The 15,764-nt window shown below is 68.5% G+C and carries 18 protein-coding genes; 10 read left to right on the forward strand and 8 right to left on the reverse strand.

The window, feature by feature from the left end:
- Positions 1-159: 159 nt before the first annotated feature.
- Complete coding sequence (locus ACNKFW_RS20780; RefSeq protein ID WP_333484422.1) at positions 160-1,344, forward strand: NAD(P)/FAD-dependent oxidoreductase; 1,185 nt, start codon at positions 160-162, stop codon at positions 1,342-1,344.
- Between the two features lie 22 nt (positions 1,345-1,366).
- Here the strand turns inward: ACNKFW_RS20780 and ACNKFW_RS20785 are convergent, their stop codons facing one another.
- The 4 genes from ACNKFW_RS20785 to ACNKFW_RS20800 are packed head-to-tail and all read right to left on the reverse strand — an operon-like array spanning position 1,367 to position 4,597.
- Complete coding sequence (locus ACNKFW_RS20785; RefSeq protein ID WP_418025861.1) at positions 1,367-2,077, reverse strand: ABC transporter ATP-binding protein; 711 nt, start codon at positions 2,075-2,077, stop codon at positions 1,367-1,369.
- Positions 2,078-2,079: 2 nt separating this feature from the next.
- Positions 2,080-2,838, reverse strand: a complete 759-nt coding sequence (locus tag ACNKFW_RS20790; protein ID WP_028710192.1) for an ABC transporter ATP-binding protein — start codon at positions 2,836-2,838, stop codon at positions 2,080-2,082.
- The gene (locus ACNKFW_RS20795) at positions 2,835-3,707 is read right to left on the reverse strand and encodes a branched-chain amino acid ABC transporter permease (RefSeq protein ID WP_333484425.1); all 873 of its coding nucleotides are present in this window, start codon (positions 3,705-3,707) and stop codon (positions 2,835-2,837) included. Before ACNKFW_RS20795 ends, ACNKFW_RS20790 begins: the two co-directional genes overlap by 4 nt.
- Entirely contained in the window at positions 3,707-4,597 is an 891-nt protein-coding gene (locus ACNKFW_RS20800) for a branched-chain amino acid ABC transporter permease (RefSeq protein WP_024844810.1), read from the reverse strand. The genes ACNKFW_RS20795 and ACNKFW_RS20800 overlap by 1 nt, the downstream gene beginning before the upstream one ends.
- Before the next feature lie 215 nt (positions 4,598-4,812).
- On the opposite strand from ACNKFW_RS20800, the gene ACNKFW_RS20805 reads away from it, so the two are divergent.
- Genes ACNKFW_RS20805 through ACNKFW_RS20835 form a run of 7 tightly spaced genes read left to right on the forward strand, consistent with a single transcriptional unit; the run spans position 4,813 to position 11,787 of the window.
- Positions 4,813-5,943, forward strand: a complete 1,131-nt coding sequence (locus ACNKFW_RS20805) for an ABC transporter substrate-binding protein (protein ID WP_333484427.1) — start codon at positions 4,813-4,815, stop codon at positions 5,941-5,943.
- A 55-nt stretch (positions 5,944-5,998) separates the two neighbouring features.
- Entirely contained in the window at positions 5,999-7,642 is a 1,644-nt protein-coding gene (locus ACNKFW_RS20810; RefSeq protein WP_333484428.1) for a GMC family oxidoreductase, read from the forward strand.
- Entirely contained in the window at positions 7,642-9,009 is a 1,368-nt protein-coding gene (locus ACNKFW_RS20815; protein WP_333484430.1) for an FAD-dependent oxidoreductase, read from the forward strand. Before ACNKFW_RS20810 ends, ACNKFW_RS20815 begins: the two co-directional genes overlap by 1 nt.
- Positions 9,006-9,488: a VOC family protein gene (locus ACNKFW_RS20820; RefSeq protein ID WP_051419571.1), complete on the forward strand. Its 483-nt coding sequence runs from the start codon at positions 9,006-9,008 to the stop codon at positions 9,486-9,488. Before ACNKFW_RS20815 ends, ACNKFW_RS20820 begins: the two co-directional genes overlap by 4 nt.
- Before the next feature lie 51 nt (positions 9,489-9,539).
- The gene (locus ACNKFW_RS20825) at positions 9,540-10,067 is read left to right on the forward strand and encodes a VOC family protein (protein ID WP_147429392.1); all 528 of its coding nucleotides are present in this window, start codon (positions 9,540-9,542) and stop codon (positions 10,065-10,067) included.
- Positions 10,068-10,079: 12 nt separating this feature from the next.
- On the forward strand, positions 10,080-11,012 hold the full coding sequence (locus ACNKFW_RS20830) for an aldo/keto reductase (RefSeq protein ID WP_074990654.1): 933 nt from the start codon (positions 10,080-10,082) through the stop codon (positions 11,010-11,012).
- 4 nt (positions 11,013-11,016) lie between these two features.
- Positions 11,017-11,787 (forward strand): SDR family NAD(P)-dependent oxidoreductase, encoded by a 771-nt coding sequence (locus ACNKFW_RS20835; protein WP_167521735.1) that lies wholly within the window; start codon positions 11,017-11,019, stop codon positions 11,785-11,787.
- Between the two features lie 19 nt (positions 11,788-11,806).
- On the opposite strand, the gene ACNKFW_RS20840 is transcribed toward ACNKFW_RS20835, so the two are convergent.
- The 4 genes from ACNKFW_RS20840 to ACNKFW_RS20855 are packed head-to-tail and all read right to left on the reverse strand — an operon-like array spanning position 11,807 to position 14,610.
- Positions 11,807-13,306, reverse strand: coding sequence for a class I adenylate-forming enzyme family protein (locus tag ACNKFW_RS20840; protein ID WP_333484431.1), 1,500 nt, complete (start codon positions 13,304-13,306; stop codon positions 11,807-11,809).
- Positions 13,306-13,674 carry a MaoC/PaaZ C-terminal domain-containing protein gene (locus ACNKFW_RS20845; RefSeq protein WP_024844819.1) on the reverse strand — a complete coding sequence of 123 codons (369 nt, stop codon included), beginning with the start codon at positions 13,672-13,674 and terminating at the stop codon, positions 13,306-13,308. The genes ACNKFW_RS20840 and ACNKFW_RS20845 overlap by 1 nt, the downstream gene beginning before the upstream one ends.
- The gene (locus tag ACNKFW_RS20850) at positions 13,667-14,083 is read right to left on the reverse strand and encodes a hypothetical protein (RefSeq protein ID WP_333484432.1); all 417 of its coding nucleotides are present in this window, start codon (positions 14,081-14,083) and stop codon (positions 13,667-13,669) included. The genes ACNKFW_RS20845 and ACNKFW_RS20850 overlap by 8 nt, the downstream gene beginning before the upstream one ends.
- On the reverse strand, positions 14,083-14,610 hold the full coding sequence (locus ACNKFW_RS20855) for a PaaI family thioesterase (protein ID WP_333484434.1): 528 nt from the start codon (positions 14,608-14,610) through the stop codon (positions 14,083-14,085). The genes ACNKFW_RS20850 and ACNKFW_RS20855 overlap by 1 nt, the downstream gene beginning before the upstream one ends.
- 114 nt (positions 14,611-14,724) lie before the next feature.
- On the opposite strand from ACNKFW_RS20855, the gene ACNKFW_RS20860 reads away from it, so the two are divergent.
- Together ACNKFW_RS20860 and ACNKFW_RS20865 are read left to right on the forward strand one after the other, a co-directional pair.
- Complete coding sequence (locus ACNKFW_RS20860; protein WP_028710199.1) at positions 14,725-15,291, forward strand: nuclear transport factor 2 family protein; 567 nt, start codon at positions 14,725-14,727, stop codon at positions 15,289-15,291.
- Positions 15,288-15,761, forward strand: a complete 474-nt coding sequence (locus ACNKFW_RS20865; RefSeq protein WP_333484435.1) for a VOC family protein — start codon at positions 15,288-15,290, stop codon at positions 15,759-15,761. The genes ACNKFW_RS20860 and ACNKFW_RS20865 overlap by 4 nt, the downstream gene beginning before the upstream one ends.
- Positions 15,762-15,764 lie beyond the last annotated feature (3 nt).

The following is a 15,764-nucleotide window of genomic DNA, read 5'->3' on the forward strand; positions in this document are numbered from 1 at the left end:
CGGATTTGCAGGCGGTAGCCCGGAATCTTGGCGTAAAATTGCATACGCAAACTGCCATCTAGTATTTTTAACTTGAGATGCCTGTGCGGATCGGTTCTTGTCGGCGAAGATGCTTTCCCGGCGCGGCCCGCCGGGATCGCCTTTTCCAGCGGAGGCCCCATGCAGCGAAGCCATCACCATGCAGTCGTCATCGTCGGGGCGGGGCAGGCCGCCTGCCAGTTGGCGATCAGCCTGCGGCAGAAGGACTATCCCGGTCCCATCGTCCTTGTGGGGGACGAGCCGTTCCTGCCCTACAGCCGCCCGCCGCTGTCCAAGACCTATTTCAACGAGGGCGAGCCCCAGCGCCTGCTGCTGCGCAAGGCCGAGTTCTATGAGATGAACGACATCGCCGTGCTGACCTCCAGCCGGGTGGAAAGGATCGAGCGCGCCCGACAGGCCGTCGTCCTGTCGGACGGCCGGCGACTGGGCTATGGGCACCTGGTTCTGGCCACCGGCGCCCGCAACCGGCTTCCCCCTATCGAGGGTGCGGACCTGCCGGGGGTGATGGCGCTGCGCGGCCTGGACGATGCCGACCGGATGCGCGGCCTGGCCGCCACCGCGCGGCATGTGGTGATCGTCGGCGGCGGCTTCATCGGGCTCGAGGCGGCGGCGGCGTTCGGTGCCGCCGGGCTGCGGGTCACGCTGCTTGAGGCGGCCGGGCGGTTGATGGCGCGGGCGGTTTCGCCGGCGGTATCGGACCATTTCCTGCGCGCGCATCGCGATGCGGGGGTCGAGATCCACCTGGACGTCGCGGTCCGGCGCATCCTGGCGCGGCCGGACGGTGCCGCCGGCGCGGTGGAGCTGGCGGATGGCCGGACGATTGCCGCGGATGCGGTGCTGATGGCGACCGGGGTGGTGCCAAACGCGGAACTGGCGCGCGAGGCCGGGCTTGCGGTGGAAAACGGCATCCTCGCCGATTGCTTCCTGGCGACCGCGGACCCGGCCATTTCGGCGATCGGCGATTGCGCCGCCGTGGCGCAGGGGCCGGGCGGGCCGCATCTGCGGCTGGAATCGGTGCAGGCCGCCGTGGATCAGGCGAAATGCCTGGCCGAGCGGCTGGCGGGCCAGCCCGTGCCCTTTGCCAGGACGCCCTGGTTCTGGAGCGACCAGGGTCCGCACAAGCTGCAAATCGCCGGATTGCGCGATGGCGCCGACCGGACCGAGGTCGAGCCCTCGTCCGATCCGACGCGGCTCCTGGTGCACAGTTATCGCGGCGAAAGGCTGGTCTGCGTCGAGACGGTGAACCTGCCGGCCGAACACATGCGCGCGCGCCGGGCGCTGGAAACCGAAACCGCCGCCGCATAGGGCACCGGAAGGGCAGGGCGGGTCAATGCCCGCCGGTGCCCAGGTAATGCGCGATCACGCCGTCGTCCTGTGCCAGCCTGCGGCTGGACCCCTGGGTCACGACACGGCCCTGTTCGATGACATAGGCGCGGTCCGAGACCTGCAGGGCCTTGCGCGCGTTCTGCTCTACCAGCAGGATCGTCATGCCGTCGCGGCGCAGCTGCGCCAGCGCCTCGAAGACCTGCTGCACGATGACCGGGGCAAGCCCCAGGCTGGGCTCGTCCAGAAGCAGCAGGCGCGGCCCGCCCATCAGCGCACGGCCGATGGCCAGCATCTGCTGCTGGCCCCCCGAAAGCGAGCCGGCCAGCTGCTCCTGCCGTTCCTGCAAGATCGGGAACAGCCGGAACACCGCCTCGATGTCATGGGTCGGCCGGCGGCCGTGCAGGGCATTGGCGCCGACCTGCAGGTTCTCCAGCACCGACATGTCGGGCAGCACCTGCCGCCCCTCGGGCGATTGCAGGATGCCCCTGCGCGCGATGGCCCAGGCGGGCTTGCGCGCCAGCTCGACCCCCTCGACCCGGATCTGGCCGGCGCCGGGCTGGACGATGCCGCTGATGCAGTTCAGCAGCGTCGATTTCCCGGCGCCGTTCGGCCCGATCAGCGCCACCATCTCGCCTTCGGCGACGTTCAGCGAAACGCCGGCCAGCGCGCGGATGCCGCTGTAGGAGGCATGGAGGTCCGTCACCGTCAGCAGCATCATTCCTCTCCCAGATAGGCGGTGATGACGGCGGGGTCGGCGACCACCTCGCGGGGCTTGCCCTCGGCGATCAGCCGGCCGCCGTCCAGCACATGGACATGGTCGCAAAGCTCCTGCACGAAGCGCATGTTGTGTTCGATCAGCAGGATCGCCTTGCCCTCGTCGGCAAGCTCGCGAAAGATCCGGCCCAGTTGCAGCGCCTCGACATCGTTCATGCCGGCGACCGGCTCGTCCAGCAGGATCAACTCGGGATCGGTGGCCAGCGCCCGCATCATTTCGACCTTGCGCTGGTGGCCATAGGCCAGGCTGCCCGCGGGGCTGTCCGCATGCCCGGCCATGCCGAACCGCCCGAGCAGCGCCATCGCCCTTTGCCGCAGCAGCGCATCCTCGCGCCGCGACGAGGGCAGGCCCAGGATCGCCGCGATCAGCGAGCAGGTCTCGTGCCGGTGAAAGCCGACCATGACATTGGCCAGCACGCTGGCCTCTTTCTGCAGGCGGATGTTCTGGAAGGTGCGGCCCATGCCGGCGCGCGCCACCTTGTCGGCCGGCTCGGCCGAGATGTCGCGGTCGCCGAACAGCACCTTGCCCGAACTGAGCGACAGCATGCCGGTGATCAGGTTGATCAGCGTGGTCTTGCCGGCCCCGTTCGGCCCGATCAGCCCGGTGATCCGCCCCGCCGGCACCCGCATGCTGACATCCTTCGCGGCGATGACGCCGCCGAAATTCTTGTGGACATGCTCAAGGACAAGATCGGTCATCCCTTCACCTCTGCCTGGCGGACCTCGGGGGTGACGGCGCGGCTGCGGCGGCGGGCGACCAGCGTGTCGACGATGCCGCGCGGCATGAAGTTCATCACCGCCATCAGGATCAGGCCATAGATCATGATCCGCGCATCGGCGAGCGGACGCGAGATCTCGGGCAGCGCGATCAGCAGGGCGACGCCCACCAGCGGCCCCCAGATGCTGCGCCGGCCGCCCAGCACGACATAGGACAGCACGACGATGATCAGGTGAAAGCCGAACTGGTTCGGCTCGACCGCATAGGAATGCAGCGCCTCGAGACTGCCGAAAAGCCCGGCGAGCAGGCCCGAGATCATATAGGCGACGGCCTGGGTGCGCGCGGCGTTGATGCCCAGCGACACCGCCATGCCCTCGTCCTCGCGCACGGCGTCGAAGGCCCGGCCCAGCCGCGAGCGCGAGATCGCCAGCATCACGTAGATCGTCGCCAGGGCACAGACCAGCAGCGTCCCGGTGCCGACCAGCTTGGGGATGCCGGAAAAGCCCATGGCGCCGCCGGTGATGTTCTCGGCGTAAAGATTGGCCGACAGCACGATCTGCACGAAGGCGAGCGAGGCGATGGCCTGGTAGACCCCGCGCAGCCGCGCCAGCGGGATCGCCAGCAGCGCGCCGAAGGCCAGGCCGGCAAAGGTGCCGGCCAGCAGCGTCACCGGCAGCGGCAGGCCGTAATTCACCGTCAGGATGGCCGCGGTATAGGCGCCGATGGCCGACAGGCCGACATTGCCGATGGAAAAGGCGCCGGCGCGCAGCACGATATATTGCGAATAGGCAAAGCCCAGGTGGATCAGGAACAGGTCGAACAGCGGGCGAAAGCTCAGCAGCATGTCCATCAGCGCCGCCCCCTCAGCACGCCCGCCTCGTCCTGCCCGAAAAGGCCGTTGGGGCGCAGCAGCAGCACCGCGAAGAGCAGGCCGAAGATGATGATGTCGGACAGCCGCGACGACAGATAGGCGACGCTCAGCGTTTGCAGCACCCCGAAGCCCAGCGAGGCGACCAGCGCCCCCGCGACCGAACCCAGCCCGCCCAGGATCACCACGACGAAGCCGCGCAGCAGGAACGGGTCGCCCATCATGAAATGGATCGAGTTGAAGGCCAGCCCGACCAGCACCCCCGCCGCCCCTGCCAGCATGCCCGACAGCATGAAGGTCTGGAAATAGATGACGCTGGGCCGGATGCCTGCCAGCAGCGCCGCGCGCTCGTTCTGCGCCACGGCGCGGACCTGGCGGCCAAAGCCGGTCCGGTAGAGATACCAGGACAGCCCCGCTACCAGCAGGATCGCCAGCACCGCCATGGCCAGCTGCAACGCCGAGACCCGCAGCCCCCAGAGCTTGAAGATCACCACCGGGAAAGTGTCGAAGGGAAAGCGCAGCACCTGGGTCTTGGACAGGATCTGCGCGATGGAGACCAGCACCAGGTTCGCCCCGATCGAGGAGATCAGGGCGCTGAACTCGACCTCGCCGCTTTGGCGCAGGCGGCGAAAGGCCGTGACCTCGATGATGACCGAGACGAGACCGGCGCCGACCATCGCCAGGATGAAGGCCAGCCACAGGGGCAGCCCGGCCTGGACCGAGTAAAGGCCGATGAAGGCCCCGGTCATGAAGATCCCGCCATGGGCCAGGTTCATGATCTTGTGGATGCCGAAGATCAGCGTGAAGCCAAGCGCGAACAGCGCATAGACCCCGCCGATCACCAGGCCGTTGACGAGTTGTTGCAGGAACACGAGCCTCTCCCTTCCCGGTCGGGGTTCTGCGGATTCTCCCGATCCATAATTCATAGACACATATTTTTGTATACAACAACTATAAATTTGTGTTCTTTTGCTGGCAGGCACGAATCAACCACTGCCCGCCGCTTCCCCGGTGCGGCCGTGTCGGGCGCCGGTTTCAACAGGGGCAGCCGGATCACGACGCCGGGCGCCCCAGGGAGGGAGAACGAATGTCACCGAGAATCCTGATGGGCACCGCGCTTGCCGTCTCTGCCGCCTTCGCGCCGATGGCCATGGCCAAGGAGGTCAAGGTGGCGATCATCCAGTCGCTGACCGGCAGTCCGGCCTTCATCGGCCGCGGCATCGCCGACGGCGCGGTCATGGCCATCGAGGAAATCAACGCCAAGGGCCTGGCGGGCGAGGGGGTCACGATCCGGTATACGCTGGACGACGACGCCGGCGACCGTGGTCAGGCGCTGGGTCTGATCGGCCGGCGCGCCGCCGATTCGGAAACCATCGCCATCATCGGCCCGACCACCGGCGCCATCGCCCCGGCGGCTGCGGCCGCGGCCAACGATCTGGGCATCCTGGCCTATATGCAGTCGAACAACGATGCCGTGCCGCTGGCCGGGCCCTGGTCCTTCCCGTTTTCGCAGCCGGCCGGGATCGCCACGCCGCCGATCGCCGATTATGCGGCCGAGAAGCGCGGCGTGCAGAATTGCGCGGTCATCACCGTTCTGGACAACGAAGCCTATGTCGCCATGGCGAATGTGTTCATGGAGCGGGTCAGGGAGCATGGGGTGAAGGCGCAGCTCGATGGGGTCAAGCTGTCCGACATCGACTTTTCGGCGCTGGCGGTGAAGGTGGCGCAAAGCGATGCCGATTGCCTGTTCATCGCCACCCCGGCCGCGCTTGGCGCCAATGTCATCATGCAGTTCAAGCAGGCGGGCCTTGACCCCGAGGTGCAGATCTTCGGCCTGCAATCGCTGGCCTCGCCCGAGTTCCTCAACACCGGCGGCAGCGCGGTCGAGGGCGTGACCGTGATCGGCGAATGGACGCCGGGCGGCTTCGACGAGCCTTCCCGCGCCTTTGCCGAAGCCTACAAGACCAGGCACGGGGTCGAGGCCGACAACTGGGTGCCGCAGGGCTATTCGACGATGATGGTCTTTGTCGATGCGCTGCGCCGCGCCGGTCCGGATGCGACGCGCGAGGAGCTGCGCGATGCCCTGGCCGGCATCAAGGACGTGCCGGTGATCGTGGGGCAGGGCGTCTACAATTTCACCCCGGAACGGGCCGCGACCTTCGGCATGGGCATCCTGACCGTCAAGGACGGCAGCTTCGTGCGCCCCGAGGATCTGTAAGGCACCGCAAGCGCGCGCCCAGGCAAGGGCGCGCCGCTGCGCCAAGGAGGACGCGATGCGTTTCGACAGCGAGTTCGACTTCATCGTCTCGGGCGCCGGTTCGGCAGGCTGCGCGGTGGCCGGGCGGCTGGCGGAATCGGGGAAATACCGTGTCCTGCTGCTGGAGGCGGGCCCCCGCGACAGCGCCTTCTGGATCAAGGTGCCGATGGGCTATCCCATGCTGTTCACCAATCCCAAGGTGAACTGGATGTTCGAATCCGAGCCCGAGCCGGAACTGAACGGGCGGCCGATGTACAACCCGCGCGGCAAGGTTCTGGGCGGCACCAGCTCGATCAACGGCATGCTGTATATCCGCGGCCATCCGACCGATTACGACACCTGGGCGCAGCTGGGCAATCCCGGCTGGAGCTGGCAGGAGGTGCTGCCCTGGTTCAAGAAGGCCGAGGACCAGGCCCGCGGCCCCGACGCCTATCACGGCACCGGCGGGCCGCTGGCCGTCTCGGACCAGCCCGACCCGTCGCCGGTGGCACTGGCGATCATCGAGGCCGCGAAACAGGCCGGCATCCCCGCAAACCCCGATTTCAACGGCGCCCGGCAAGAGGGGGCGGGGCTGTTCCAGACCACCACGCGCAACCGGCGGCGCTGCAACTCGGCCCGCGCTTATCTTTCGGCGGCGGGCCGCAACCTGCGCGTCGATACCGGCGCCCATGCCACCCGGCTGCTGTTCCAGGGCCGCAGGGCCGTCGGCATCGAATACCGCCGGGACGGGCGCATCCTGCGCGCGCGGGCGCGGCACGGGGTCGTGGTCTGTGGCGGGGCCTTCGGCTCGCCCCAGCTCTTGCAGCTTTCGGGGATCGGGCCGGCCGATCATCTGCGCGGGCAGGGCATCGAGGTGCTGCACGACCTGCCCGGCGTCGGCGCCAACCTGCGCGACCATTTCTATTGCTCGCTGATCTTTCGCTGCCGCGAGCCGGTGACGATCAACGAACTGGCGCGCAGCCCGCTGCGCAAGGCCATCGCCGGGGCGCAATATGTGCTGGCCCGGCGCGGGCCGCTGGCCGCGAACGGCATCTTTGCCGGCATCTTTACCCGCACGGACGAGACCAGGGACCGGCCCAATCTGCAGATCAACACCAATATCTGGTCGGTCGCCTCGCGCGACAGGCGGGGAATGCGGGTCCACGACTTTCCCGGCTTCACCATGAGCCCGGTGCATCTGGACCCGGTGGCGACCGGCGAGGTGCGGCTGCGCTCGGCCGACCCCTTTGCCGATCCGGTGATCCGGCACAATTTCTTTCGCGACGAGCTGGACCGGATGGCCATGGCCAATGCCGTCCGCATCACGCGCCACATCGCCGGCCAGCCGGCGCTGGCCCGCTATATGGCCGAGGAGATCCGCCCCGGCCCCGAACTGCGGACCCAGGCCGAGATCATCGACTGGCTGCGCGGCAACGGCATCGCCAACCTGCATCCCGTGGGCTCCTGCGCCATGCTGCCCCTGGCCGCGGGCGGCGTGGTCGATCACCGGCTGCGCGTGCATGGCATCGCCGGGCTGTATGTGGCGGATGCCTCGATCATGCCGCGGCTGCCGGCCGGGAACACCAACGCGCCCTCGATCATGATCGGCGAGAGATGCGCTGCCATGGTTCTGGAGGACATGGCCCAGGGCGTCGCACCGGGGATGAAGGGAGCAGCGTGATGGACAGGGATTACGACGTCATCGTGGTGGGCGCCGGCGGGGCCGGGCTTGCGGCGGCGCATATGGCGGCCCGGGCCGGCGCCCGCGTGCTGGTGGTCGAGGCGGGCGACAAGGCGGGCGGCTCGACCGCGCTGTCGGGGGGCGTGTTCTATGCGGCGGGCACCTCGCTCCAGCGCCGGGCGGGGATCGAGGACACGCCCGAGGCGCTTTACCGCTATTACCTGCATATCAACCAATACAAGCTCGACCCGGCGCTGGTCCGGCGGCTGTGCCATGACGCGACGCCGGCCTTCGAATGGCTGGTCGGGCTGGGCGTCGATTTCCCCGAGCAGAACCTGTATTGCTCGGGCGTGGACAAGATCCGGCGCGGCCATCGCGCCCGCGGCCACGGCGCCGAGATCGCCGAGGTGCTGGAGGGCTCGCTGAGCGGCCTTGCCGTGGACATGGCGCTGCGCAGCCGGGTGCAGGAGCTGTTGGTCGAGGACGGCCGCGTCGCCGGCATCCTGGTCGAGAGCGACCGGGTGACGGCGGGGGCGGTGGTGCTGGCCACCGGCGGCTTCGGCGCCAACCGGCAGTTGCTGGCCGAGCTTTACCCCACCGCTGCGGCGCAGGGCGAGCTGTCCTGGTATATCGGCTCGGCCCATTCCCAGGGCGACGGCATCCGCATCGGCCGCCGCCTGGGCGCCGGCATCACCCGTCCCGACCGCGGCCTGCTGCTGATGACGCCGGGCTGGGAAAAGGAGCTGGAGACCTATCTGCCGCCCTGGCTGATCCATGTCACGCATGAGGGGCGCCGCTTCGTCGACGAATCCTGCGAATATTCCATCCTGTCCGAACTGCTGAACGAACAGACCGCGCGCGAATGCTTCGCGATCTTCGACGAGGCGGCGCGGCGCGAGGCCCGCTCGGCCACCGCCCCGAACTGGTCCGCCGACCGGCTGGCGCATTTCGCCGCCCGCGGGCAGATCGCGCAGGCCGATACGCTGGAGGATCTGGCGGCGCAGCTTGGCATCGACGCGGCGACGCTGGCCACCACCGTCGCCGCCGCCAACCGCGCTGCCGAAACCGGGCGGGACGCGCATTTCTTCAAGCCGGCCGAGCATCTGAAGCCGATTGCGACCCCGCCCTTCTATGGCGCGCGCATCCGGCCGGCCATCGTCTGCTGGACCGGCACCGGGCTGCGGATCGACCCCGAGGCGCGGGTGCTGGACCAGGCCGACCGGCCGATTGCCGGCCTTTACGCCGCCGGAGAGACGACGGGCGGCATGTTCGGCCCCTGCTATGCCGGCGGCGGCGCCTCGATCGGCAATGCCATCGTCTTCGGCCGGGTGGCCGGCAGCAATGCGGCGGCCGAGGTGCGGCCGTGATCCTGGGCATCCACCACGCCGCCATCTCGACCCCGGACCTGGACCGGGCGCTGGATTTCTATTGCAACCTGCTCGGCTTCACCGTCGCCTCGCGCATGGAGTGGGGGCCGGGCACGGCGCTGCCCGACACGATCATGGGCCTCGGCGGATCGGCGGCGCGGCAGGCCAAGCTGCGCGCCGGCAACTGCTTCCTGGAGCTTTTCGAGTTTTCCAGCCCCGTTCCCAGCCGCCCCGAGCGCGGCATCCAGGACCACGGCATCACCCATCTTTGCCTGCATGTCCGCGACCTTGCGGCCGAGGTCGCCCGGCTCGAGGCGGCGGGCATCCGCTTTCGCTCGGTCCCGCAGCGCCGGCCGACGCATGTCTCGGTCTATGGCCAAGATCCCGATGGCAATGTGCTGGAACTGCTGGAGGTGATGGATGACGGCCATCCCTTTTCCTTCGCCACGCTGGGGCCGGGCCGGGACGAGCGGCCGTAGCGCCGCCGCGGCGCGGATCGCGGCAACCACCCGCCACCAAGGAGGACAAGCATGAGCCGCCATTACGGAACCCTGTTCCAGCACGGATATGTGGTCCCCGATGCCGATGCCGCCGCCCATGACTGGGCCGGGCGCATGGGGGTCGGGCCCTTCTTCGTCTATCCGGTGCCGATCCCGTTCCAGGTGCTGAAGATCTGGGGCGAGCCGGTCTCGGCCCAGGTCCACAAGCGGGTGCTGATGGGCTATACCGGCCCGGTGCAGATCGAACTGATCGAGCCGACCGATGCAGCCTCGCCCTATCGCGATTTTCTGGAACGGCGCGGCGCCGGGCTTCAGCATTTCGGCTTTCTCTGCGACGATTTCGAGGCGCAGCTGGCAGCGGCCGAGGCGCGCGGCATGATCCGCGCCATCGAGGGGCATCAGGCGCTGTCGCGTATGTGCTATCTGTGCGACCCCGCCGATCCCGATGCGCCGATGATCGAACTGGTCGATCTGAAACCCGAGCGGCGGCAGATGTTCGACCGCATGCGCCTGCCCTCGGTCGGCTGGGACGGGCGCGACGTGATCCGCGAACTCTAGAAAGGTGCGAGCATGGACTATCGCAAGCTGGGCCGTTCGGGCCTGACCGTCTCGGCGGTCGGGCTGGGCTGCAACAATTTCAACTGGACCACGGACGAGGCGCAATCGCGCCGGGTGGTCGATGCGGCACTGGATGCCGGGATCACCTTTTTCGACACCGCCAACATCTATGGCCGTTCCGGAGGGTCCGAGGAGTTCCTGGGCCGCGCCCTGGGCCCGCGGCGCGGCAAGGCCGTGGTGGCGACCAAGTTCGGCATGGAAATGGCCGATGGCAGCCGCGGCGCCGACCGCTCCTATATCATCCGCTGCGTCGAGGACAGCCTGCGCCGGCTGGGCACCGACTGGATCGACCTGTACCAGCTGCATGAATCGGACCCGACCACCCCCATCGAGGAAACGCTCGATGCGCTGGACCGGCTGATCGCGCAGGGCAAGGTCCGCTATATCGGCACCTCGAACATGGCGGATTGGGAAATCGCCCATGCCCACCATCTGGCGCGGGAACTGGGCGTGCAGCATTTCATCTCGCTCCAGGCGGAATATTCGCTGATCCGGCGCGGGGCCGAGGCGACGACGATCCCCTGCCTGAAGGCGCTGGGAATGGGGCTTTTGCCCTATTTCCCGCTGGCCTCGGGGCTGCTGACCGGGAAATACCGCGGCGGCGATCCGGGCGAGGGGCGTTTTGGCAAGATCGCGCGGCTGGCCGACCGTTACCTGACGCCCGAGAACCTGGCCCGCGTGGACCGCATCGCCGATTGGTGCGACCGCAACGGGCTGGTCCTGACCGAGGTCGCCTTTGCCTGGCTGCTTTCGAAGCCCGTCGTGGCCTCGGTCATGGCCGGGGCGACCAAGCCCGAACAGGTGACGGCGAACGCAAAGGCCGCCGAGTTGCGGCTGAACGAAACCCAGATCGGCGAGTTGGAGGCGCTGCTGCAAGATGAATGACCAGATGGACAAGGTCGCCGTGATCACCGGCGCGGGCTCGGGCCTGGGCGCGGCGACCGCGCGGCGCTTTCACCGCGACGGCTGGAGGCTGGTCCTGGGCGACCTGCGACCCGAGGGCGTGCAGGCCCTGGCCCAGGAGCTTGGCGCGACCGCCCTGGCCTGCGACGTGGCGGATGAGCATCAGGTCGAGGCGCTGGTGCAGACGGCGCTGGACCGGCATGGCCGGCTGGATTGCATGATCAACAATGCCGGCATCCTGGGCGCCATCGGCCCGATCGGAGAGACCGCCGCGCGCGATTTCAACCGCGTGCTGGAGGTCATGGTCAGCGGTGTTTTCCATGGCACCAAGCATGCCGCGAATGCCATGGGCGATCAGGGCGGGGCGATCCTGAACACCGCCAGCCTGGCCGGGGTCGGGGCCTGGGCCAACCATTCCTATACCACCGCCAAGCACGCGGTGGTGGGTCTGACGCGCTCGAGCGCGGTGGAGCTGGCGCCGCGCGCGATCCGGGTGAATGCGCTGGCGCCGGGCAACGTGGTGACGGGCATGACCAGCAGCCTCAGCGGCGGCGAGCAGGCGGCCTATGACCGGGCCCTGGCACGCAATCCCATCCCCTATGTCTGCACGGCCGAGGATATTGCCGATGCCTTCGCCTATCTGGCCGGCCCCTCGGCCCGCGGCATCACCGGGCAGGTGCTGGTGATCGACAGCGGGCTTGACGTCGCGGTGGTCCCGCCCGCCTATCACCAGGCGCCGGGGCGTTTCGTGGAATGAAGCAGGGCGCCGCGGCCGCTCAGGCCGTGGCCTCCTGCACCATGGCCTCGACCGCCTCGCGGATGATCTTGCCGCTGGTGCTGCGCGGGAACTGTTCGACCGGGACGAAGACCACCCCCTTGGGGCGCTTGTAGCCAGCGAGGCTGGCGCGGCACAGCGCGATCACCCCGGCCTCGTCCAGGCTGTCGTCGCAGCGCGCCACCACCGCCACCGGCACCTCGCCCCAATGCGGATCGGGGCGGCGCACCACGATGGCGTCGGCGACGCGCGGATCGGCCAGGATCACCCGCTCGATCTCGGCCGGATAGATGTTCTCGCCCCCGGACTTGATGAGATATTTCGAGCGCCCGGCAAATTCATAGCCCGCGGGCGTGCGGCGGAACAGGTCGCCCATGTGGAACCAGCCGCCGCTGAAAGTCTCGCGGTTGACCTGGTCGGCATTCCAGTAGCCGCTGAACAGCGTCGGGCCCCTGACCCAGGCTTCGCCGGTCTCGCCCTCGGCCACGTCGCGGCCGTCCGGGCCGACAAGGCGCAGCTCGGTCAGCACGCTAAGCTTCTTGGCAAGGCTGCGCGGCATCTCTCCGGGCCGGATCAGGTCGCCGGAGAGCGGCGGCATCCCGGTCTCGGTCGCGCCGAAGGAGTTGAGATAGGGCGCGTCCAAAAGCCGCGTCACCTCGTCGATGACCGCGGCCGGCGTCATGTCGGCCATGGCGCCGACCACGCGCACGCCCTTGATCCGGGGCCGGCGCGTCCGCAGCCGGGCCAGCAGCAGCTCGGTGGTGGCGGGCACGGTCATCAGCCAGCCGATGCGCTGCTGCTCCAGCGTGTCGATGATCCGGTCGGCGTCGAACCCGTCCATCACGGTGACGGCGCCGCCGATCAGCAGGGTCGAGAACAGATGCTCGGTGCCGCCCATGTGGAACATCGGCGCCCACGAGATATAGCCGTCCTCGCGCGCCAGTCCCAGGTCCAGCCGAAAGGCGCACATGCGCGCGATCTGTGCCCGCTGGCTGATGACGGCGGCCTTGGGCCGGCCGGTGGTGCCGGAGGTATAGATGATGATGAACCCGTCCTCGGGCCGGGCCAGATCCGGGGCCTCGCCCGCGCATCCCAGGCTGCGCAGATCCAGGGCCTGGCGGTCGGGGCAGGCGGCGCGGGCCAGGTCGCGGTGGCGGGCCGAACAAAGCACCAGCCGCGGCTGCACCAGCTCGATGCACCAGGCCAGTTCCGGCGCGACCAGCCGCCAGTTCAGGCAGGCGACCATCGCCCCCAGCTTGGCGCAGGCCAGCTGCGTCAGGCCGTATTCGATGCAGTTCTCGGACAGGATGGCCACGCGGTCGCCCCGCGTCACGCCCCGCGCCGCCAGGTCGGCGGCGATGCGGTCGGCGGCGGCGATCATGTCCGCATAGCTCAGCACCCGGCCGCCCTCGATCAGCGCCGGCGCTTCGGGCCGGTCATGGGCGCGCCCGGCGATCAGGCGCCAGACCGTCGTGCCGCTGGCCGTCAGGATATCCGACATCAGTCATGCTCCTTGAAGGTGAACTGGACCCGCAGGACCGGCGCGGCGCGCCCCTCGGCGTAAAGTGTGCCGCCGGGCCCGGGGGCGAGGGCGACCGCAAGCCGGTCGCCCTCGAAGACGTTGCCGGCGAAGAAGGCGGCGATCTCGGCGAACTCGGCCTGCGGATGGGCGGCCATGGCGGCGCTGATGACATAGGCCAGGTTGGCCGGGCCGGGATTGACGCGCCGGGGGCCGAAGCCCGCCGCCTCGGCGGCCTCGCGCCGCAGGTGGATGGCGTTGTCGTCGCGCAGAAGAGCGCACCATTGCGCCATCTCGGGGCCGCTGACCGGGCCGAAGCGCCAGCCGGCGCCGTTCTGTCTGTCAGCCATCATCCACCGCCGGGGTAATCATCTTGAATTGCAGCAGGCTGGCCGGGCCGGCCTGGTCCGACAGCGTGATGGCCAGCGCCAGATGGTCGGCCCGGCCAAAGCGGCGGCTGGCTTTGCGCGTCAGGTCCAGAACCTCGACCGTGGCGTCATAGGCTTGGCCGACCCGCAGCCGGCCGGGAAAGGACAGCCGGCATTCGCCCAGCACCGGCCCGGCATCGAAGGCCAGCCCCAGGTCGCGGCTGAAATCGCCGATGGGCGACGGCATCGCTGCCAGTCCGCCCAGATAGGCGTGGATCGGATGCGCCAGGTCGCCCTGCCGCGGCGGGGCGGCGCAAAGCGCGCGCACCCGGTCGTCCAGCGCCGCGGTCAGGTCGTATCGCCTGCCGGGGATGGGGCGCTGGCCTGCCATCAGCGGCCGATGCGCGCGAAGCGGCGCTCGATCTCGGGGCCGATGCGGTCGAAATAGGTGGTGTCGGCCAGCGCGTGCATCGCCATGACCTTGAAGAGCGCGCGGGCGTGCATCACCGGCCGGTCGCCGACGCTGCATCGCATCTGGGCAAAGACCAGGTTGCGGGTCTTGCGCGTCACCTCGATGTCGCCGCGCACCCAGTCGCCGGAATGGACGATGGACAGGAAGTCGATGTTCATCGAGATCGTGGGCACTACGGCTGCCTCGTAGCCGACCAGATGCTGCACGCCGTAAGCCTGCATGTCGGTAAAGGCCGCCAACGCCGCGCCGTGGCAATAGTGCGAGGGGTTCAGGTGGCGTTCCGTGCAGCGAAAGCCCACCGCGAATTGCCCCGGCCCGTCGCGCGTCGCATGCACGGGGCCGAAGGTGTCGCAGAATCCGCCGGGCGAGGGCAGCTCGATCCAGCCTTCGGGGGCGGGCGGGTTGCTTTCCGGGGCCTTGAAAGGGTGGAACGCGTCAAGGGTCATCAGCGGATCCCAATCTTGCTGCGCGGCATATTTATACACATAATATAAAACTATATAATGAATGCCGTGTCAATGTGTGCAATAATGGTTTTGTCGCTATAAGGGAGAGACAAGTTGACCGATCTGGAAACCCGGCTGGACCGCCTGGAATCGCGTGCCGAGATCCTGGCGCTGATTTCGCATTACTGCAAAGCCTGCGACGACCGCGACGTGCCCCTGTTGCGGTCGCTGTTTCGCGAGGAGTCCTGGGTGCGCTCCGCCGACGGGCGCATGAAGGGCGAGGGGCTCGAGGGCATCATGCAGATGTATCGCAAGCGCTTCGAGGTGCTGGGCCTGTCCGTCCACTGGACCCATGACACGGTCATCAATTTCGATCCCGCCGACCCCGACCGCGCCACCGGCGAGGTGTTCTGCCATGCCGAGGCGGTGCGCAACCAGCAGGTGCTGGTCGGCTCGCTGCGCTACGAGGACGAATACCGCCGCCGCGACGGGAAATGGTATTTCGCCTCGCGGCTGCTGAAGTTCCTGTATTACGTGCCGGTGCAGAGCTATGCCGAGGCGCTGGCCTCGCCCTTGCGCCAGCGCGGATACGAGGTGCCGATGCCCGGCGACTATCCCGAATCGCTGCCCAGCTGGACCGGCTGGGTGCAGCATTACCAGCCCGAGGAACAGCAGGCGTGATCCTGGGGGTTCATCACGCGGCGATCTCGACCCATGACATCGAAAGGCTGATCGGCTTCTATACCGAGATGCTGGGGTTCGAACTGGTCCACCGCCAGTCCTGGACCGCCGATGCCGAAGCCCAGAACGCGCTGCTGGGCGCCAGCGGCTCGGCCGCCCAACTGGCGATGCTGCGGCACCGGAACTGCTATCTGGAGCTGTTCCAGTTCGAGTCGCCGGCCCCGGAGCGGCGCGGCCCGCATCAGCGCCTGTTCGGGGCCGGGCTGACGCATCTTTGCCTGGCGGTGCAGGATCTGGACGCCGAATACGAACGGCTGCGGCAGAAGGGCGTGGTATTCCATTCCTCGCCCCTGACGCGGCCGACCTTCAACGCTGTCTATGGCCATGACCCGGACGGCAATGTCGTGGAGCTGCTTGAGCTTTACGATGCGTCCCATCCCTTCGCGGCGCATTGGCCAGTTCCCGAATAGGAA

It is taken from the genome of Paracoccus sp. TD-10 (assembly GCF_048270675.1).
GTDB lineage: Bacteria > Pseudomonadota > Alphaproteobacteria > Rhodobacterales > Rhodobacteraceae > Paracoccus > Paracoccus pantotrophus.

Coding starts and splice junctions, on each gene's coding strand:
- ACNKFW_RS20780 (WP_333484422.1), top strand. CDS start 160: ATGCAGCGAAGCCATCACCATGCAGTCGTCATCGTCGGGGCGGGGCAG.
- ACNKFW_RS20790 (WP_028710192.1), bottom strand. CDS start 2,838: ATGACCGATCTTGTCCTTGAGCATGTCCACAAGAATTTCGGCGGCGTC.
- ACNKFW_RS20795 (WP_333484425.1), bottom strand. CDS start 3,707: ATGGACATGCTGCTGAGCTTTCGCCCGCTGTTCGACCTGTTCCTGATC.
- ACNKFW_RS20805 (WP_333484427.1), top strand. CDS start 4,813: ATGTCACCGAGAATCCTGATGGGCACCGCGCTTGCCGTCTCTGCCGCC.
- ACNKFW_RS20810 (WP_333484428.1), top strand. CDS start 5,999: ATGCGTTTCGACAGCGAGTTCGACTTCATCGTCTCGGGCGCCGGTTCG.
- ACNKFW_RS20815 (WP_333484430.1), top strand. CDS start 7,642: ATGGACAGGGATTACGACGTCATCGTGGTGGGCGCCGGCGGGGCCGGG.
- ACNKFW_RS20825 (WP_147429392.1), top strand. CDS start 9,540: ATGAGCCGCCATTACGGAACCCTGTTCCAGCACGGATATGTGGTCCCC.
- ACNKFW_RS20830 (WP_074990654.1), top strand. CDS start 10,080: ATGGACTATCGCAAGCTGGGCCGTTCGGGCCTGACCGTCTCGGCGGTC.
- ACNKFW_RS20835 (WP_167521735.1), top strand. CDS start 11,017: ATGGACAAGGTCGCCGTGATCACCGGCGCGGGCTCGGGCCTGGGCGCG.
- ACNKFW_RS20840 (WP_333484431.1), bottom strand. CDS start 13,306: ATGTCGGATATCCTGACGGCCAGCGGCACGACGGTCTGGCGCCTGATC.
- ACNKFW_RS20845 (WP_024844819.1), bottom strand. CDS start 13,674: ATGGCTGACAGACAGAACGGCGCCGGCTGGCGCTTCGGCCCGGTCAGC.
- ACNKFW_RS20850 (WP_333484432.1), bottom strand. CDS start 14,083: ATGGCAGGCCAGCGCCCCATCCCCGGCAGGCGATACGACCTGACCGCG.
- ACNKFW_RS20855 (WP_333484434.1), bottom strand. CDS start 14,610: ATGACCCTTGACGCGTTCCACCCTTTCAAGGCCCCGGAAAGCAACCCG.